General features: G+C 72.1%; 11 protein-coding genes and 1 pseudogene. 6 read left to right on the forward strand and 6 right to left on the reverse strand.

Annotated elements, in window-relative coordinates:
• The 3 genes from ACFVU7_RS34115 to ACFVU7_RS34125 form a co-directional block, all read right to left on the reverse strand.
• The coding region (locus tag ACFVU7_RS34115; RefSeq protein ID WP_388049007.1) for a trypsin-like serine protease at positions 1-1,346 on the reverse strand (1,346 nt) is incomplete at its 3' end.
• Positions 1,347-1,453: 107 nt separating this feature from the next.
• A complete protein-coding gene (locus tag ACFVU7_RS34120; RefSeq protein ID WP_117485200.1) occupies positions 1,454-2,608 on the reverse strand; it encodes a DUF6183 family protein in 1,155 nt (384 codons plus the stop codon).
• Between the two features lie 116 nt (positions 2,609-2,724).
• On the reverse strand, positions 2,725-6,699 hold the full coding sequence (locus tag ACFVU7_RS34125; RefSeq protein ID WP_117485198.1) for a polymorphic toxin-type HINT domain-containing protein: 3,975 nt from the start codon (positions 6,697-6,699) through the stop codon (positions 2,725-2,727).
• A gap of 397 nt (positions 6,700-7,096) precedes the next feature.
• Between ACFVU7_RS34125 and ACFVU7_RS34130 the strand changes: the two genes are divergently transcribed.
• From ACFVU7_RS34130 to ACFVU7_RS34140, 3 genes and pseudogenes are all read left to right on the forward strand, one after another.
• On the forward strand, positions 7,097-7,603 hold the full coding sequence (locus tag ACFVU7_RS34130; protein ID WP_117485196.1) for a hypothetical protein: 507 nt from the start codon (positions 7,097-7,099) through the stop codon (positions 7,601-7,603).
• Positions 7,604-8,075: 472 nt separating this feature from the next.
• Positions 8,076-8,327: pseudogene (locus ACFVU7_RS34135) on the forward strand (hypothetical protein); the annotation flags it as partial.
• 281 nt (positions 8,328-8,608) lie between these two features.
• Positions 8,609-9,214, forward strand: a complete 606-nt coding sequence (locus tag ACFVU7_RS34140) for a DinB family protein (protein ID WP_388049010.1) — start codon at positions 8,609-8,611, stop codon at positions 9,212-9,214.
• A gap of 100 nt (positions 9,215-9,314) precedes the next feature.
• Here ACFVU7_RS34140 and ACFVU7_RS34145 read toward each other — a convergent pair whose 3' ends face one another.
• A complete protein-coding gene (locus ACFVU7_RS34145) occupies positions 9,315-10,823 on the reverse strand; it encodes an alpha/beta hydrolase (RefSeq protein ID WP_388049013.1) in 1,509 nt (502 codons plus the stop codon).
• 125 nt (positions 10,824-10,948) lie between these two features.
• Between ACFVU7_RS34145 and ACFVU7_RS34150 the strand changes: the two genes are divergently transcribed.
• The gene (locus ACFVU7_RS34150) at positions 10,949-11,437 is read left to right on the forward strand and encodes a MarR family transcriptional regulator (RefSeq protein ID WP_388049015.1); all 489 of its coding nucleotides are present in this window, start codon (positions 10,949-10,951) and stop codon (positions 11,435-11,437) included.
• 127 nt (positions 11,438-11,564) lie between these two features.
• A complete protein-coding gene (locus tag ACFVU7_RS34155; protein WP_388049018.1) occupies positions 11,565-12,137 on the forward strand; it encodes a cupin domain-containing protein in 573 nt (190 codons plus the stop codon).
• A gap of 278 nt (positions 12,138-12,415) precedes the next feature.
• Here ACFVU7_RS34155 and ACFVU7_RS34160 read toward each other — a convergent pair whose 3' ends face one another.
• Together ACFVU7_RS34160 and ACFVU7_RS34165 are read right to left on the reverse strand one after the other, a co-directional pair.
• Positions 12,416-13,180: a hypothetical protein gene (locus ACFVU7_RS34160; protein ID WP_388049021.1), complete on the reverse strand. Its 765-nt coding sequence runs from the start codon at positions 13,178-13,180 to the stop codon at positions 12,416-12,418.
• A gap of 206 nt (positions 13,181-13,386) precedes the next feature.
• Complete coding sequence (locus ACFVU7_RS34165; RefSeq protein WP_388049023.1) at positions 13,387-14,985, reverse strand: alpha/beta fold hydrolase; 1,599 nt, start codon at positions 14,983-14,985, stop codon at positions 13,387-13,389.
• 327 nt (positions 14,986-15,312) lie between these two features.
• Between ACFVU7_RS34165 and ACFVU7_RS34170 the strand changes: the two genes are divergently transcribed.
• Positions 15,313-16,212, forward strand: a complete 900-nt coding sequence (locus ACFVU7_RS34170; RefSeq protein ID WP_074001063.1) for a DUF1963 domain-containing protein — start codon at positions 15,313-15,315, stop codon at positions 16,210-16,212.
• The last annotated feature ends 258 nt before the right edge of the window (positions 16,213-16,470 follow it).

Consider the following 16,470-nt stretch of genomic DNA (forward strand, 5'->3'; position numbering starts at 1 on the left):
GGTGTCCAGCCGTCGGCCCGGTTCCACGTCGCCCGGTAGATGGACCCGTCGGTGCCGGTGGCGAACACGTCGAGGGTGTTGGTGACCGGGTTGTGCAGGACGGCCGGTACGCCGACGAAGGCGCCTCCGGGGTTGAGGGTGAACCAGCCGTGCCAGCCCGCCCCCTCGGTGTTGTAGAGGTGGGCCATGACGCCGTCGGCGCGCAGGGCGAAGACCTCGGCGGTCCGGGTGTCCGGGTTGTAGACGGTGGTGGGGGAGCCGCGGAACTTCCAGTCGGCGGTCATGGTCCAGGCCGACCAGCCGGTGGCTCGGCTCCACGTCGCCCGGTAGATGGACCCGTCGGTGCCGGTGGCGAACACGTCGAGGGTGTTGGTGACCGGGTTGTGGACGACGGCCGGGGAACCGGTGAACCGCGCGCCGTCGCCGAGGACGTACCAGCCGGACCAGCCCTCGCCGTTGGTGTTGTAGGCGTGGATCATGGCGCCGTCGCTGCGCAGGGCGAAGGTCTCGGCGGTCCTGGTGTCCGGGTTGTAGACGGTGCTGCGGCCCCCGGAACGGGCGGCGACCACGGCGGACCAGGCGGAGACGGCCTGCTGGATCCAGCCCCCGAGGTCGTCGGTGCGGGTCTCGTACGCGCCGGTGCGGGTGGTCGCGGGGGCGCCGAGGCAACCGTTCTGCCAGGAGCGGCTGTTGAGGGCGGCGAGTTCGTAGCGGTCGCCGACCTTGCGCAGGGCGGGGCCGCCGGTGTCGCCCTTGCAGACGGCGGCGTCCGTGGGGGCCTTGGCGGCGATGGCGAGGCCGGTCGGGTCGACGGCGCCGACGGTGAAGGCGGCGCTGTGGAGCTTGTCGGGCACCCACTCGGCCTTGGTGCGGCCGTAGCCCGTCACCAGCAGGTCCTCACCGGCGGCGGGTGCGGTAGTGGCCACGGCGAGCGGGGTGATGTCGGTGACGGGGGTGGCGAGCCGGGCCAGGACGAGGTCGCGGTCGGTGCGGGGGACGAGCTCGGCGATGTCGCGGACCTGGCCGGTCGTGGTGGTGAGATCGGTGCGGCCGATGGTGACGGTGGCCTTGAGGGCCGGCGGGCCGGCGGGGACGGTTGTCGGTTGGGCGGGGTTGTCGGCGAAGCAGGCGGCGGCGGTGACGATCCAGTACGGGTCGACCAGGGCGCCGGTGCAGGCGCGCTGGCCGTTGCCGATGTCCAGCTTGGCGGTGAAGGCATAGGAGCCGGCGGGCGTGGCGTCGCCGCTGAGGGCGGGTGCGGGCGTGCCGGTCAGGAGGGCGGCGGCGAGGGCGGCGGCGGTGAGCGTCGCGGTCGTCCATGCGGTGCGTGGGCGTGGGCGAGGCATGAGGAGGCTTTCCTTCGTTCGGTAGAAGGGGGGTGACGCCGAGGATCTCCCCGACGTTGGTGCTGGTGGCACGTCGGCCAGCTGTACCCTGGGCCGGTGTGTTCGCATCAGTCGGTGTCGGTGGCGGCCAGGACGGCGAGCTCCCTCCGCCCGGGACGCAGGGCCGCCATCGTGACGTCCCAGGCCACCCGGTAGAACCAGGGCCCCTGGGTGTCGAAGAGGTACCAATGGGTCTCCTCGGCTTGCGCCGCCAGGTCTGCGAACGGCGCGGCCGCAGGGGTTCCGGCGAGCGCGGCCATCGACTCCCAGGCGGCGAGGCGCGCGTACCCGTTGCCGCGTCGGCCTCCGTAGGCACCGCCTGACGACGCCGCCAGGAACAGCACACACAAGGCAGTTGTTGCTGTCGTGTCCAGCAGAGGGGTCAGCGTACCGGCGCCCTCCGGCGCGCATTCCAGGGGAAGCCCCGCGAAGACGGCGTCGATGTCGTGAGGATCGACTTCCCGGTTCACAGCGAAGATCTGCGCGGTGATCCGCGCGTTGGAGATGCCTGACCAGTGCTGTACCGCAGTGCCGATGGCAACCCGCTGCGCCGGATCACGTACCTCCGCAAGCCGGTACGCCCCACCCGTGTGCGGCGCCGGGCTCCGTTCCGCTGCGTCGGCCCGCCGGTAGGGATTCAGCGGTGTGGGCCAGCCAAGGTGCTGCTCGGCCGTGACGAGCTCGGCCACGCCACGTTCGACGGCCAGAAGTGTCGCCGGAAGCCGTCCGAGCGGGTGCTGGGCAGCGGCCGGCGAGGCTGCGAAGGCCGCCAGGTGCGGAATCTCGTTGATCTGGACGGATCGCAGTACGAGTTCTTGGAGGAGACAGACCCGCAGTTCGTGGAGGGAAGGCCGGTGCAACGGGCCGGTGAAGACTGTGTCCGCGAGTTCGTCCGCAGACCGGGTGTCAGCGAGTTCTTCGGCCAGGAGCTCTGCTGCCCGAAGCTCAGCGTCGGGACGAAGCGCGGTGGGCAGGTGCAGCAGCCGACGCAGGCTCTCCGGCCCCGGGGCGGCGATGAGTAGGGACCGGACGGAGTCGTAGATGTACGCGTAGGTGTCGACCTCGTCGGGGTGGGAGTCCGCCGCGGCGGCGACTGCCGCCGCCAGTGCCGCGACCTGCCGGGTGTTCATCTCGTCGGCGCGGCGGCCAAGCTGGGCCATGAAGGCGGTGGCGCCCTTCTCCCCGGCCAGGGTGTCGATGAGGCGGTGCAGTGCGGGCTCCATGCGGCGGGGTCTCCGAACGTCGGTACGGTTCCTGGTCCGCGCGGTGCCCAGCCGACTTGATGGGAGTCGGCAAGGCACCGTGCGGACGGGTGGTTCGGCGGCAGCCGGCCGGCTGCCTACCTGGGACGGTTGTAGGGGTGAGCAGTGGTCACCTGATGTGTCGTCGGATTCACGATGATCTTCAGGAACTGCTCCCCGTTGGTACCGATGTCGCGCCCCATTGGGATCACATGGGTCCAGCCGTCCACGGACACGTGTCCGGTGTCGCGCAGGCTCCACGCTTCATCGAGCAGTGCAAGGACCTCCGACTGTTTGGTGGTGTTGAAGACGGTGTGGACCGGCTTGGTGGGATCGGGCTGGGTGTGCTTCATGACGTGATCCAGTCGGTGGCCGTCTGAGCCCTCCCCGGGGCCATAGATCAGGCCCTTGGGCGACTTGAAGTATCCCTCAGCCACCGTTTCGAACGTGTCCGGGCACGTCGCGTTGTGGACCAGGACGGGGGTGTCACCGGCGAGTGTGTAGTAGGTGTGGATGCCGTCGACGGACAGGTTGTAGACGTCCTGAAGTGCGGTCCAGGCCTCGGTCGCGGTGACCTTGACCGTGGCTCCGGTCGCCGTACGGAGCAGGGCTCCGACCGGGACCTCGCCGGCGTTGGTCCAGATTTGCCTGTCCTGGAGCCAGACCGGGTGCCCGGCAGTCGCGGTGACGGTCCCGACGTCGTCGCCGGCCTCGCCGTCGGTGTCGATGGTGAGTCGCACCAGGTTCTTCGGCCCGCTGCCGGTGATGACGCCATCGACCGGTCGTGCCTCGGTCACTCCGCGCGCGGGGTCGGTGGCCATGACCTGATCACCGATGCGGACGTCCTTGATCGGCTTGCTGTAGCCGGCGGCCATCAGAACGGGCGTCTCCGGGGTGAAGCTGTTGCACTTCTTGGCGGCCCGGGCACCCTTTGTGAAAGCCTTCTTGATGAAGCCCCAGATCTTCTTGCCGCTCTTGGCGATCTTGCCTGTATTGGCCGCGCCGGCTCCCGGAGCGATCCCGATGCAAGAGGTCGCGGCGTCGATGGCCTCGCCCTCGGCCCCGTACCAGGCGCAGTTGCCGGCGTTGGCCGCGTTGCTGATGATCGGGAGGCCTGTACTACCGGCCGCGTCCAGGAACATGTGGCCGCCGTCTTTGGCCAGTTGCCCCCAGTCGATATCCTCGTTCTCGCGCAGGAGCGCCTCGTACGCCTCCTGCTCCCGCTTGGCCTGCTGAATCTCTTCGGAGTCGCGCTGGGCCTCGGCCTCCGCCCGCTGCTTGTCGATCTTGATTTGCAGTGCCTCGGCGGCGGCCTTGCCGGCTGCCTCGGAGTCCTTGCCAGCGGCCTCGGCCGATGCCCGAGCCTCCCCGGCGGCGGCCCAGGCATCGTCTGCGGAGGTGCGGGCCTGACTGGCTGAAGCGGCCGCGTTGGCAGCGGAGTTGCTGGCGTTCTGAGCGGCCTGCTGGGCCTCCGTCTGTGCCTGGCGGGCTTGCTGGGCGGCCTGGGCGGCCTGGGCCGCAGAGGCTTCCGCGGCCTGGGCGGATTGCTGGGCCTGCTTGGAGTACTCGGCGGCGGTCTGGGCGGACTGCTGGGCCCGCTTGCGGTACTCGTCGGCCTCCTGGGCCGCCTTGTTGGCGATGGCGGCCACCTCACCGGCCCGAGCGGCGTTCTGCTGTGCCGTTGCGGCGATCTCGGACGCGCCGGCGATCAGGCCCTGGATCTGGGCCGCGTGGGTGAGGGCCAGCTGGTCCTTGCGATCGGCCATGTACTGGCCCGAGGCAACGAACTGGTGCACCAACCGCGCCGGCCCCTCCAACGCGATCTTGGCGGCGGCCTTGACCTCGGGACCACCGCTGCTGAGTAGTTGCGTCGCACGCACCCGCTCGTCGGCCTCGCGAGCGTCGTACTGACCCTTGCCGAGGAAATCCCTGAGCTTGACGGGAGACCCGTCCGCGAGGGCGACCTTGGCGGCATCCTTGACGGCGGGTCCGCCCGTGCTGGTCAACTGGACCGCCAGCAGCCGATAGTCGGCGACCGCGGCCTCGTGCTGGCCGGTGTGCAGGAAATCGTCGACGGTCTTGGCGTCGCCCTTGAGGGCGGCCCTGGCCGCCTTTCGGACCGGATCTGAGAGGCCGTCGTCCGCAAGGTGTCCGGCCCGGGCATACTCGTCCTGATCGGCGGCGCTCTTCCACTCCTCGCGAACGTACCGGACGACCGCATCGTCCGAACCGGCCAACGCGTGCTCTGCCGCAACCTGGCTCCAGGGGCCGCGAGTCTTCATCGCCAGCAGGGCGACCTTGCGGCCCTTCGCCGCCATATCCCTGGGATCGACCCCGGGAGCGGACGCTTCGGCGGCCAGCCGCACCGCCTCCTCGTCGAGGTCCTTGCCCTCCTTCGCGGCCCGGACCAGTTCGGCCTTGCGCTCATCGTCAGCCGCTTTCAGATCCCTGGCCTGCTCGATCGATGCCGAGGTGCGGGCGGTGAGATCCTCTTCTTCAGCCCGGCGTGCCAGGTCGTGGATCTCACGCGCCTTGGCCACCGCAGCGGTCGCTACATCAGCGGCCTCCTTGGCCGCCGTGGCGTGGGCGGTGGACTGGGCGGCGGCCGTCGCAGCGTCGCCCGCGTGATTGGCTGCGTCCTCCGCCGCGTCCGCGGCCTTTCGGGCATGGTCGGCGGCCGACCTGGCCGCGTTGCGGGCCTCGTACGCCGCAGACGCGGACTGACGCGCGAGGGTCGAGGCCGCGTTAGCCGCCTGGGTCGCCTCCCGCGCGTGCCGCTTGGCCTGCGCTGCCGCAGCAGCAGCAGCCTCGGAGTGTGCCCCTGCGGCATCGGCGAAGCCACTGGCCTCTGCGGCAGCATCGGCCGCCGCGTCCGCGTTGCCTCCGGCGCTGGCCGCGGCATCCGCCGCGAACCCGGCCTGGGTAGCCGCCACCCCAGCAAGGTCAGCCGCCTCGGCCGCCTTTTCGGCCCCCGCTGCGGCGTTTCTGGCATCCTGCGCGGCCTGGCGCGCGGTAGCCGCGTTCGAGGCATCCGTCGCGGCGTCCGCAGCGGCACCCCTGGCACGTGAGGCGGCCTGAGCCGCGCCGGTGGCAGCCGCAGCTGCCTGGGAGGCCGCGCTCGCCGCGACCCGGGCCGAGGCGTTCGCCGACCGTGCGGCGCTGATCGCTTGCCGTGCGGCCTGAGCCGCGCCCTTGGCTGCGTCCGCCGCGCGGGTGGCGGCACCTGCCGCGCGGGCGGCGTCCTTCCGTGCCTCTTCGGTCTCCTTCGCGGCCCTTTGCGCGGCCTCCTTGGCCAGCTGAGCGGCGGCCACCGCGCGATCCGAGGCTTCCTTGGCGGCGTCCGTCTCCCGCTTGGCCTGGGCACCTGCCTCCCTGGCCTGCTCCGCCAGCTGCGCGACGGTGGCGCGTTCCTGGTCCCGGGCCCGGGCGACGTGCTGGCCGACGTCGAGGAACTCCCGGATGTCCTCGGTCGATCCGGACATGGCGAGCTTGGCGGCCTGCTTGGTCGCCGGGCCGCCAGAACCGAGGATCTGCATCAGATGGACCCGGTCGTCCGCCTGCTGGGCGACGTACTGGTCCACACTCAGGAAGGCGCGGACATCCTCGACCGACCCATTGAGGGCTGCCTTGCCGGAGTCCCTTACAGCGGCTCCGCCGGCACTGATGATCTGAGTGACCTGAACCCGCTGGTCCGCCTCCAGCGGCGCCTCCCAGCCGTCCTTCAGGAAGTTCTGCAAGTCCTGTGGAGTGCCGGCGAGCGCCTTCCTCGCCGCCTCCCGCACACTGCTACCGCCAAGCGAAAGGACCTGCACCGTCTCCACGCGATTGTCCTGGAGTTCGGCGATTGCCTGCTCGCTGTCCAGAAAGAGTCTGACGTCCTCGTCGGTTCCGGTGAGTGCGGCTTCCGCGACGGCCTTGACCCCCGGGCCGCCGTCCTTCCAGAACCCGACGACTCGGGCGCGGCCCGTCAACAGCACAGGGCCGGCGTCCGTAGCACTGTCCTGCGCCACTGCCCTAGTGGCCGGGCTGGCGACGATGGTTCCCGCCACGAGTGCCAGCGGGATCACACCCATCGACAAGCTCCGTATAGCGCGCAACCAGGCATTTCCTGCTCTATGCACGCGGACTTGATGTCCCACGAAGAAGTCCCTTCCATCCCCCGACGATTGACGTAAGCATCGACCAGTGAATCGAGCCTAGCCATCCGGACAGGCCTGCAGAAGCTCAAATTTGGGCGATCCACAGGTGCCTGACTGTGCGAAGTATGCGGCCTATGACCAACATTGATGGCCCGTCGGTCAGCCATTCTTTTGATATGAATCCTGCATCGATGGCTTGATACTTCGTCCAGCATGTTGTCCAATACGTGACTTGACTGCACCTTGGGATAGACCTTTAGGTTCTGTGTAGAACCCTTGCGCAAGAATTCACCCGGCAGAATATTCCGCCTGTCATTCGGAAGGATCTCTGATGATTCCTCGTGCACGCAGGGCGCTACTCCTCGGCACTCTCGGTGCCGCCGTGGCCGTCTCGGGTCTCGGCACCCTGGTCGCCGCCAACGCCGCTCCACCGGTCGCCGCGGACGCCACGCCGCCGTCCGCGGTGGAGGACTTCGAGTACCCGGGTGCGGCCGATGTGCTGGCCCAGAAGGGCCTCAAACTGATCAGGGGGGACGGGCACATCCTGCTGGCCGAGTGCACATCCAACGCCTGGAACATCAAGGTCGAGACGATCAAGGACAACAAGCCGGGTGCCTACTGCTTCAAGGTCACGGGCAAGAGCGGCTACCTCTCACTGGAGGTTCCCAGGGCGTTCGGGATATGGAACGACGACCACAACGTCCAGGCGACCCTCAGTTCCGATGGCGTGACCAAGACCATCGCCGTCCGCAAGGACGACGTGACGCCTGTCGGCGAGGGCGACCTTCCGTCCGGCGGCAAGCAGGCGACCCTGCTCGAACTCCGCGTCACGGGCTGATCGCCGCACGGGCGACTGGTCCGACCGACCGCCCTCACGGTCCCGGAGCATCCTGAGCAGCCTCGGCGGGCGACTTTGCCTACCACCGCGCCGTGGACAGCCGAGACCTGGGACGGGTGTCCCGATGACCACCGCCGTCGCCTACGCATCGCTGCCTGAATCCGGTACGCGCCTGCTACGACTAGCCGTGCTGACCCCCGCGTTCGACGCTGCCACGAAGCGGAACTGGAGAAGTCGGTACGCACCACCAGCGCGTCCGAGCTGCTGGGCAGTTGAGTCAGGCCATGGCCGTAGCGTGAAGCCGACGAACCATCCCGATCGCGGCGTTGGGGCGCGTATTCGGGTGTGATCAATTCGGGAGATTCGCTCGCGTGGGCAGGTCCTGATCCCGTAGACCGTGTTGCGTGACGCGAGCGCAACTATCGGATATGAGTGGGAGTTCATCGGGCCGTACGTGCCGATCGGTGAGTACTTGAAGGCCGCCTTGCTCTGGCGCTCCAGGGGTGGGCAGACCAGCAAGGTCCACGTCGCCGGGGACGAGGCCTACTCGTCCCGCGGCAATTGTGCCCACTTGCATCAACGCGCGATCAAGGCAGTCATCCCGGAGAAGAGGGAGCAGGCCGCCAACCGGAGGAAGGGGGTAGCAACGGTGGCCGGCTCTCTCGCTGGCCTTCACCTTCAGGGCGCGATGATCTGGATCAAGGACCTCACCGCCACCCATTGATCGCAACCAAATACATGGCCTAACGGCGCACGGTGAGCAAGGCGGTCCGGCGCGCTGACCGCCGGGCCGCCGAGGAGCAGCACAGCCAGGCGGCGGGGCCGGGACCGCACGGTCGGGCGGAACCCGCCCACGCGGAACTCCAGGAACGGGCGAGGAGGAGGCGGTCGCCGAGAGTCGGGCGCTGATGTACGCGGCCGCGGCCATGCCCCGGCTCTGCCGGTCGTCGCGGACCGAGTACCGGATCTTGAGGCCACGAGCGGCCCGTGGCAGGCTCATGGCGCATGATCGATGACTTTGCGAAGGACAACCTGCACGGGCGACTGCGGCGGGACCGCGAGGCACTGCTCTGGAAACTCGACGGCCTGTCCGAGTACGACGCCCGCCGACCTCTGACAGCGACCGGGACCAACCTCCTGGGCCTGGTCAAGCACGTGGCCACCGTCGAGGCCAGGTACTTCGGCGAGGTCTTCGGCCGCCCTTCCCCGGAACCGCTGCCCCGGTGGCAGGACTCCGACGGCAGCGATCTGTGGGCGACCGAGGACGAGACCCGCGAGCAGATCACCGGGTTCTACCGGCGCACGTGGGAACACTCGGACGCGACGATCGACGGGCTGCCCCTCGACGCCCCTGGCCACGTGCCGTGGTGGCCGGAGCCCCATGCCGGCACGAACCTGTTCGCCGTCATGGTCCATGTCCTCGGCGAGTCCATCCGGCACGCCGGGCACGCCGACATCCTGCGCGAGGGCCTCGACGGCCGGACCGGGCTGCGCGCCGAACACGAGAAGCGGATCGACGAGCAGGCCCGTGCGGCCTACCGCGCGAAGATCGAGCGGGCCGCCAGGTCGGCCGCACCGGTCAAGGCCCAGGGGCCGTCTCACGTGGCGTGACGTGATGTTCGTGCGGGCAGGATGCCGGTCGTGGGTGCCGGTCCATCGAGGCGTCTGGCGCCTGACGACTCCGGGGGGGTCGGCCGCCGCCCCCGCTCCCTCAGCAGACGGTGTCCGCCGCCGGCAGCGCCCCCGTCGACAGGTAGGTGTCCACCGCCGCGTTCGCGCACGGGCTGTAGCCGTTGAGGGTGAGGGTGTGGACGCGGCCGGGGACGGTGACCAGGCGGGAGCCGGGCAGGCGGGTGTGGAGGGCGAGGGCGCCCTGGTAGGGGGCGTGGGTGTCGCCGGTGGCGTGGAGTTGGAGGGCGGGGACGGTGTTGCGGACCTCGACCGGCGGTTCCAGCGGGGCGCCGCGCCAGGAGGCGCACGGGACGGGGCCGTTGTAGACCGGGCCGAAGACCGGCTCGGTGGCGCGGGAGTGTTCGACGGCGTCGCGGTACCACGCGGCCGAGCGGGGCATCGCCACGTCGTCGCACACGATGGCGACCGTGGACGACAGGCCGGCGCCGGCCTCCGGGCCCGGGGCGAGGAGCATGGTCAGCAGCTGGTGCAGGGCCGGGCCCGCCTGTACCGGCCGGCCGTCGGCGGCGTCCAGCAACTGGCGCAGCGCGTCCGCGTATTCGGCGCTGTCGCGGTCGTCACTCTGGAAGACCGCGAGCAGGACCGGCAGCAGGGCGCCGTCGAGCCGGTAGCCGTCGACGGCGATCGGCGCCGCCTCGGCCCGCCGGACCAGGCCCTCGACGGTGGACCGCACCGCCGCCGGGGTGGCGCCCAGGTGGTGGGCGGCGTCGCGCGGCGCGGCCCAGGCGGCGAAGTCGTCCAGGGCGCGCTCGTTGGCGCCGCCCATGTCCTGGAACACCCCGATGCCGTACCGCGCCGGGTCGAGGGCGCTGTCCAGCACCAGCCGGTCGACGCGCCGGGGGAACAGCTGCGCGTACACCGCGCCCAGCATCGCGCCGTAGGACTGCCCGAAGAAGGAGGTCCGCTGCTCGCCCAGCGCGGCGCGCAGCACGTCGACGTCCCGGGCGGTGTTGCGGGTGGTCAGGTGGGGCAGCAGGTCCGGGTACTTGCTCCAGCAGGCGTCCGCGTCGGCCTTGGCCAGGCGCCAGGCCTGCTCGAAGCCGGCCTGGCCGGTGCCGGTCGAGCGCAGCCAGGTGCCGCGCGTGAGGCCGCAGTCCGGGCCGCCGGCGCCGACCCCGCGCGGGTCCATGCCGACGAGGTCGTAGGCCGCCGCCGTCCCGGGCGCCAGCTGCTCCCGCAGCGCGGCCGGCATGTCCAGCCCGCGCTCGCCGGGCCCGCCGGGGTTGGTCTGGAGTATCCCGCGGCGCTTGGCGGGGTCGGCGGAGCGGATCCGGGAGACGGCCAGGGAGAGGGTGCGGCCCCGCGGCTCGCGGTAGTCCAGCGGGACGGTCAGGGCCGCGCACTCGGCGCCGGCGGCGGCCAACTGCGGTTCCTGGCAGGCGGACCAGGCAAGCGGCTGGCGGTGGAAGCGCTCCAGCGGGTCGGCGGCGGGGGAGGCCGAGGACGCGGGGGAGGCGGGGGCGGCCGCGCCGAGTACGGCGGCCGCGGACAGGGCGAGGGCGGCGGCGAGCGCCGGTGCGGTCTTCATGTGGGCCACCCTAGAAGGGAGTTGACCATCGCAGCGCCCCAGGGCCCGGAACTGCCTTGACCTCAAGGCGGCTTGAGGTCCTACGGTCGGCCGTGTCCTGACGACCAGGTGAAGGAGCACCGGAGATGACGATCAAGACCTACGAACCGCAGACCATCGCCGCCCAGCCCATCGGGGCGTGGACCGGCGAGCTCTTCCGCCGCCTGGTGGTGGACGGCCTGCGCGTGCAGCTCGCGGTGGAAGGCCTCACCCAGCCGCACTGGTGGACGCTCAACCACGCCGCCGGCCGGCCCGGCGGGTGGACCCGCACGACCCTGGCCGAGCGGCTCGCCCCGTACGACGACCAGGGCACCGCCTTCGACGCCGCCTTCGACGCTGCCTTCGACGCCGTCTTCGACGACCTGATCGCCCGCGGCTGGCTGACCGAGGACGCCGACGGGGCGTTCACCCTGACCGAGGAGGGCGAGGCCGGCCGCCTGCGCGCCCGCGAGCGCAACCTGGCGGTCAGCGAACGCGCCCACGAGGGCATCGGCACCGAGGAGTTCGTGACCACGATCAACGTGCTGCGCCGGATGGTGGCGAACCTGGGCGGCAACGGGAACCTCCCCGACTGACGGCGCCCGGGCGGCACGGGGGAGGCCGAGGATGCGGGGGAGGCGGGTCGGCGGGAGGAAATTGACCCATGGAAACGGTCGCTGATTGCCACCTGATCGTGGGTCTTTCCGGCCGTAGGTTGGTCACATGACGACGACGAAGAACACCGCCCCCGCCGCCCCCGCCGCCCCCGCCGCCCCCGCCGCCCCCGCCGCCCCCGCCGCCCCCGCCGCCCCCGCCGCCCCCGTGCTGACCCGCTGCGCCGAGGCCGAGATCTGCGCCGACCCGAGCTCCACCATGACGCTGCTCGCCGACTCGGCCCCGGGCGAGGGCGGCTTCACCGTCTACCGCTCCACCTTCGCCGCCGGCGCCCCCGGGGCGCCCGCGCACTTCCACACCCGGGCCTGGGAGCTGTTCTTCGTGATCGGCGGCTCGCTGCGGGTGCTGGTCGGCGAGGAGGTCACCGTGCTGGGCGCGGGCGACTTCCTGGCCGTGCCCCCGCACACCCCGCACGCCTTCGCCGCCGCCCCGGGCTCCGAGGCCGACGTGCTGTGCGTGTTCGCGCCCGGCATGGACCGCTTCGACTACCTGCGCCTGCTGGGCAGCGTCATGCGCGGCGAGACCGCGCCGGGGGCGATCGCGGCCTCGTCCGAGCGCTTCGACAACCACTACGTCGACAGCCCCGCCTGGCGCGCGGCCCTGGCGGGCGACGGCGCCTGAGACCCGCGGGGCGGCCCGACGGGCCGGGTCCTCGACGGGCCGGGTCCGCCCGGGTGTGGAACGGTGGAAGACCGGAAGTGTCCCGGCTGCGAGAGGAGTGGCCATGTCGTCGAAGCGCCGCCGCAAGAAGAAGGCCAGGGCCAAGCACGGGGCCAACCACGGCCGCCGCCCCCAGTGCTGAAACGCGGCTGAACGGGTGAGCCGGTGAGCGGGTGAGGGCGCCCGGACGGGCCCGGAGAGGCCGTCCGGGCGCCCCGGCCCCACCGGGCACCCCCCGCTCAGAGCCGCCCGCGCCCCGCGAAGCCGCCGCGCGCCACCTTGTGGTACTGGCAGTAGTCGACCCAGCCCGCGCCGAAGGCCAGCTCCAGGACCACGCCCCGCCCGTCCGCACGGGCTTCGTCCAGCAGCCGTGCCGCGTCCGCGTCCGGCGGGGTCTGCTCCAGCACGAAGAGCCGGTTGGGGTACGGGCCCGCCGGGATCGGGTCCCGGGGCGGGATGCCGGGCCGGTCCCAGGTCAGCTTCGCACCGGGGCTGGACAGGCAAGGGGGGTCCATCCGCCAGCCGTTGGCGTCGACGCCGCCGTCGCGGTACCAGCGCAGCGCGTGCTCCAGGCTCCCGTGCGGGTCCGGCCCCTGCCCGTTGGCCTGCCAGTCGGCCACGTTCGCCGCCTCGATCCGCCGCAGGACGTCGAGGACGTCCTCCCGGACGACGAAGTAGGCGCGGGCGTGGATCCGGCAGACCAGCAGGGTGTCCCGGGGGTGGTCCAGGCCGTAGGAGGACGGGCGGGTGGACTGGTCCAGTACCTGGGTCAGCAGGTGTTCGACCCCCTCCACCGCTCCCAGCGCCTCGACCAGCCCCCGGATCCGTTCCCGCTCCGCCGCCCGGGCCGCCCGCGCCGTCGGTGAACCGATCAGCCTGAGCTTGCGCCGCTCGGTCGGCCAGTGGTGCGCCCGCAGCGACTGCACGCCGTTGAGGAACGGGTTCACCAGCATGACGACGAGGTACACGAGGCTCGTCGCCACGTCCTTCAGCAGCTTCTTCACCGGCAGGGATCCTCTCGGGTCGCGCGCGTCCGCGCCCACACCCTGGCCCGCCCGCGCCGCGGCCCGCAATCCGCCCCCGTACTCAACTCCCCAGCGTGCCCGAGCCGTTGCCGAGCGCGAGCACGGGCACGAGCACGAGCGCGAGCGCGAACGCACGCCGTCCGCCGCCGCCCGGACCGCGTGCGGACGGCGGCGGGACGCTGCCGCTACTTCGTGCAGGTCACGTCGGCCTCCGGCAGGCGCCCGCCCGCCAGGTAGGCGTTGACCGCGTCGTCCACGCACGCGTTGCCGTACGTCCCGTACAGCCCGTGCTGGTCGGCGCCCCGCAGGGTCAGCAGCCGGGAGCTGGGCAGCAGCCCGTGCAGCGCGACGCCGTCCCGGTAGGGGGCGCGCGGGTCGCCGGTGGCGGAGAGGATCAGCGCCCGGGCGTCGCGGCGCACCTCGGTGGGCGCCTCGCGCGGGGCGTCCAGGAAGGCGCACGGGGAGATGTTGTCGAGCAGCGGGCCGGACAGCGGGTACCGGGCGCGGTCGCGCTCGATCCGGCGCCAGTACTCCTCGGGATCGCGCGGCGCCGTACCGTCCGCGCACAGGATGGCCTGCGAGACGCTGCCGGCCTGCGAGCCCTGCGGGGTGAACAGGAAGCGCAGCAGGGCGGTGGTCTCGGCCGAGGGGGTGACCGGCCGGCCCGCCGCGGCCTCGGCGAGCACCGCCATCAGCTCGGCGAGGCCCGCCCGTTCCGGATCGGAGTCGCCCTGGAGGTTCCCGAACACCAGCAGCGGCACCCGGGTGTCGTCGAGTTCGAAGGCGTCCGTGCCGGTGCCGAGGACGAGCGGGCGCGCCGAGGCCGCCCCGACCGTCCGCAGCACCCCGGCGACCACCTCCTCGCGGGTGCGGCCCAGCCCGTAGGTGTCGTTGCGCCGCGCCGCCCAGTCCGCCCAGTCGGCGAACGCCCGCTCGTTCGCCCGCACCATGTTGGGGAGCAGCTCCGGCCCGACGTGGTCCGGAGCCAGCGCGCCGTCCAGGACCACCCGGTCGAAGCGGCCGGGGAACATCTGGGAGTACACCGTGCCCAGGTAGGTGCCGTACGAGAGGCCGAGGTAGGAGATCCGCCGCTCGCCGAGCGCGCCCCGCACCACGTCCATGTCCCGGGCCGCGTCGCGGGTGCTCGCGTGCGGCAGCAGGTCCCCGGCCGCAGAACGGCACCGGGCCGCGAGGTCCCGCTGGAAGGCGACCTGGCGCTCGAAGGAGGCCCGGGTGGTCCCGGCGGAGGTGATGTTGTAGCCGATCGGCCAGTCGCAGTCGAGGGGGGCGCTGCGGCCGGCGAAACGCTGGTCCAGCCCGACGATGTCGAAGCGGGCGGCGGTGTCCTTCAACGCGGCGTGCACCCTCGTCGGCGCGCCGAGCGTCGGACTGCCGGGGCCGCCGTCGTTCAGCAGCAGCGTGCCGATCCGGTGGCGGGTGTCGGTGGCCTTGATCCGGGAGAGCGCGAGGGTGACGGTGCGTCCGCCGGGGTCGCCGTAGTCGAGCGGCACGGTGACCTCCGCGCAGCGGGCGCCGGCCTTCTCGAGGTCGGCGCCCACCTGGTCGTCCGGGCCCTGGACGCAGCTGTGCCAGTCGGGGCGCTGCTGGTAGTAGCGGTCGAGCGCCTGGGCGGTGGCGGCCTGGGCGGGGACGGTCGCGGCGGCCGTGGTCAGGGCGGCGGCGAGGGCGAGACCGGCCGCGAGGGTGCGGCGGCGGGCGCGCGGCCCGGCGGGGCGTGGTTCGGTGCGGTGCGGTTCGGCGGTGCGGGGGCGTGGTTCGCTCATGACGTCTCCTCGGCGGTGCGGGGCCCGGCGCGGGCCGTGGCGAAGGCAGGGGTCGTGACGACGATCGCGGTACCGGCGGCCGTGTCTACGGAGGACACCTGCACCTGTGCGAGCTGACGGTACGTCAAAAAACGGACGCCGGGGACCGGATGGTCAGTGTCCACGGCATTGACATCCCCGCCCGCCCGAAGTGGAGGTGCTCCCGTCCGGCCCGCCGTCGTCGGGTGGGCCGGACGGCGGGCGAGGCCGCTGTCGGTGGCGTGTCCTACGGTGATGCCGTCGGCGGGTACGCGGTGCCCGCCCGAGCACCGCCCGATGGAGACGACGATGACCCGCACCACCCCGAAGCGCGCCGTGGACCTGGAGCAGCTGTTCCCCGAACTGGTACCGCTGCGCCGCGACGCCGTACGCCTCCACCCGCGCGCCGGCAGCCCGTCCGCGGCCGAGAGCTCGGTCGGCGGGCCGCCGCTGTGGCCCGCCGACGAGCCGTGGCCGCTGTGCCCGAGCACCAGCCACCCGGGGGAGTGGGGCGGGCCCGCCGCGGAGGGGCCGGTGCCGCTGGTCCCCGTCGTCCAGATCCACCGACGGGACGTGCCCCAACTCGCCTTCCCCGCCGGGACGGACCTGCTCCAGGTGCTCTGGTGCCCGTTCATCATCGGCCGCTGCCCGACCGCGACGCCCCTGGTGCGCTGGCGGAGCTCCGAGGAGGTCGGCCCGGCCCTCGCCGCCGTGCCGCCGACCGTGGGCACCGCGCCGAAGGACAGCATCCCGGCACCGTGCGTCCTGCACCCCGAGCCGGTGGTCGACTACCCGAGCTGGGACATGCCGGAGGACCTGGGCCCGGAACTGCGCGTGCGGATGGAGGAACTGCGGGCCCGCACCGGCCTGCGGTACGGCTACCACCTGGCCGAGGCGCCGGGGATCAAGCTCGGAGGGTACCCGGGCTGGACCCAGGAGCCCTGCTGGCCGGACTGCCCGACCTGCGGGCGGACGATGGAGCACCTCCTGACGGTGAGCAGCTGGGAGTACGACGGTCAGTCGTACCGCACCTGGCTCCCGCTGGAGGACCGGGACGACGAGACCGGCGAGGAGCGCCGGGACGCCGACGGCGGCCGCGGGGCGCACAGCCCCGCCGGGCTGATGATCGGGGACGCGGGCGGGGTGTACGTCTTCGAGTGCCGGTCCTGCCCGGACCGCCCGGTGGACCACCACTGGGACTGCTCCTGAGGCGCCGCCGCCCGTCCGTCCCCCGGCGGGCCTCAGTGCCCGCCGGACCAGACGGGCAGGCCGGAGCCCTTCGCCGGGCCTAGGGCCTGTGTGATGTTGTGATCAATCTTCGGGTTCTGCCCCGCTCTGGGGCAGAACCCGGTAGGACTGTTGGATGTGACGTGCAGGCAACTCACCGACGAGCAGTGGAGTTTGATCGAGCCCTATCTGCCGATCGGCAGGTTCGGGCCCTACCCCGAACGGCTTCGTGACCAGTTC

This window comes from Kitasatospora sp. NPDC058046, assembly GCF_042885595.1.
GTDB lineage: Bacteria > Actinomycetota > Actinomycetes > Streptomycetales > Streptomycetaceae > Kitasatospora.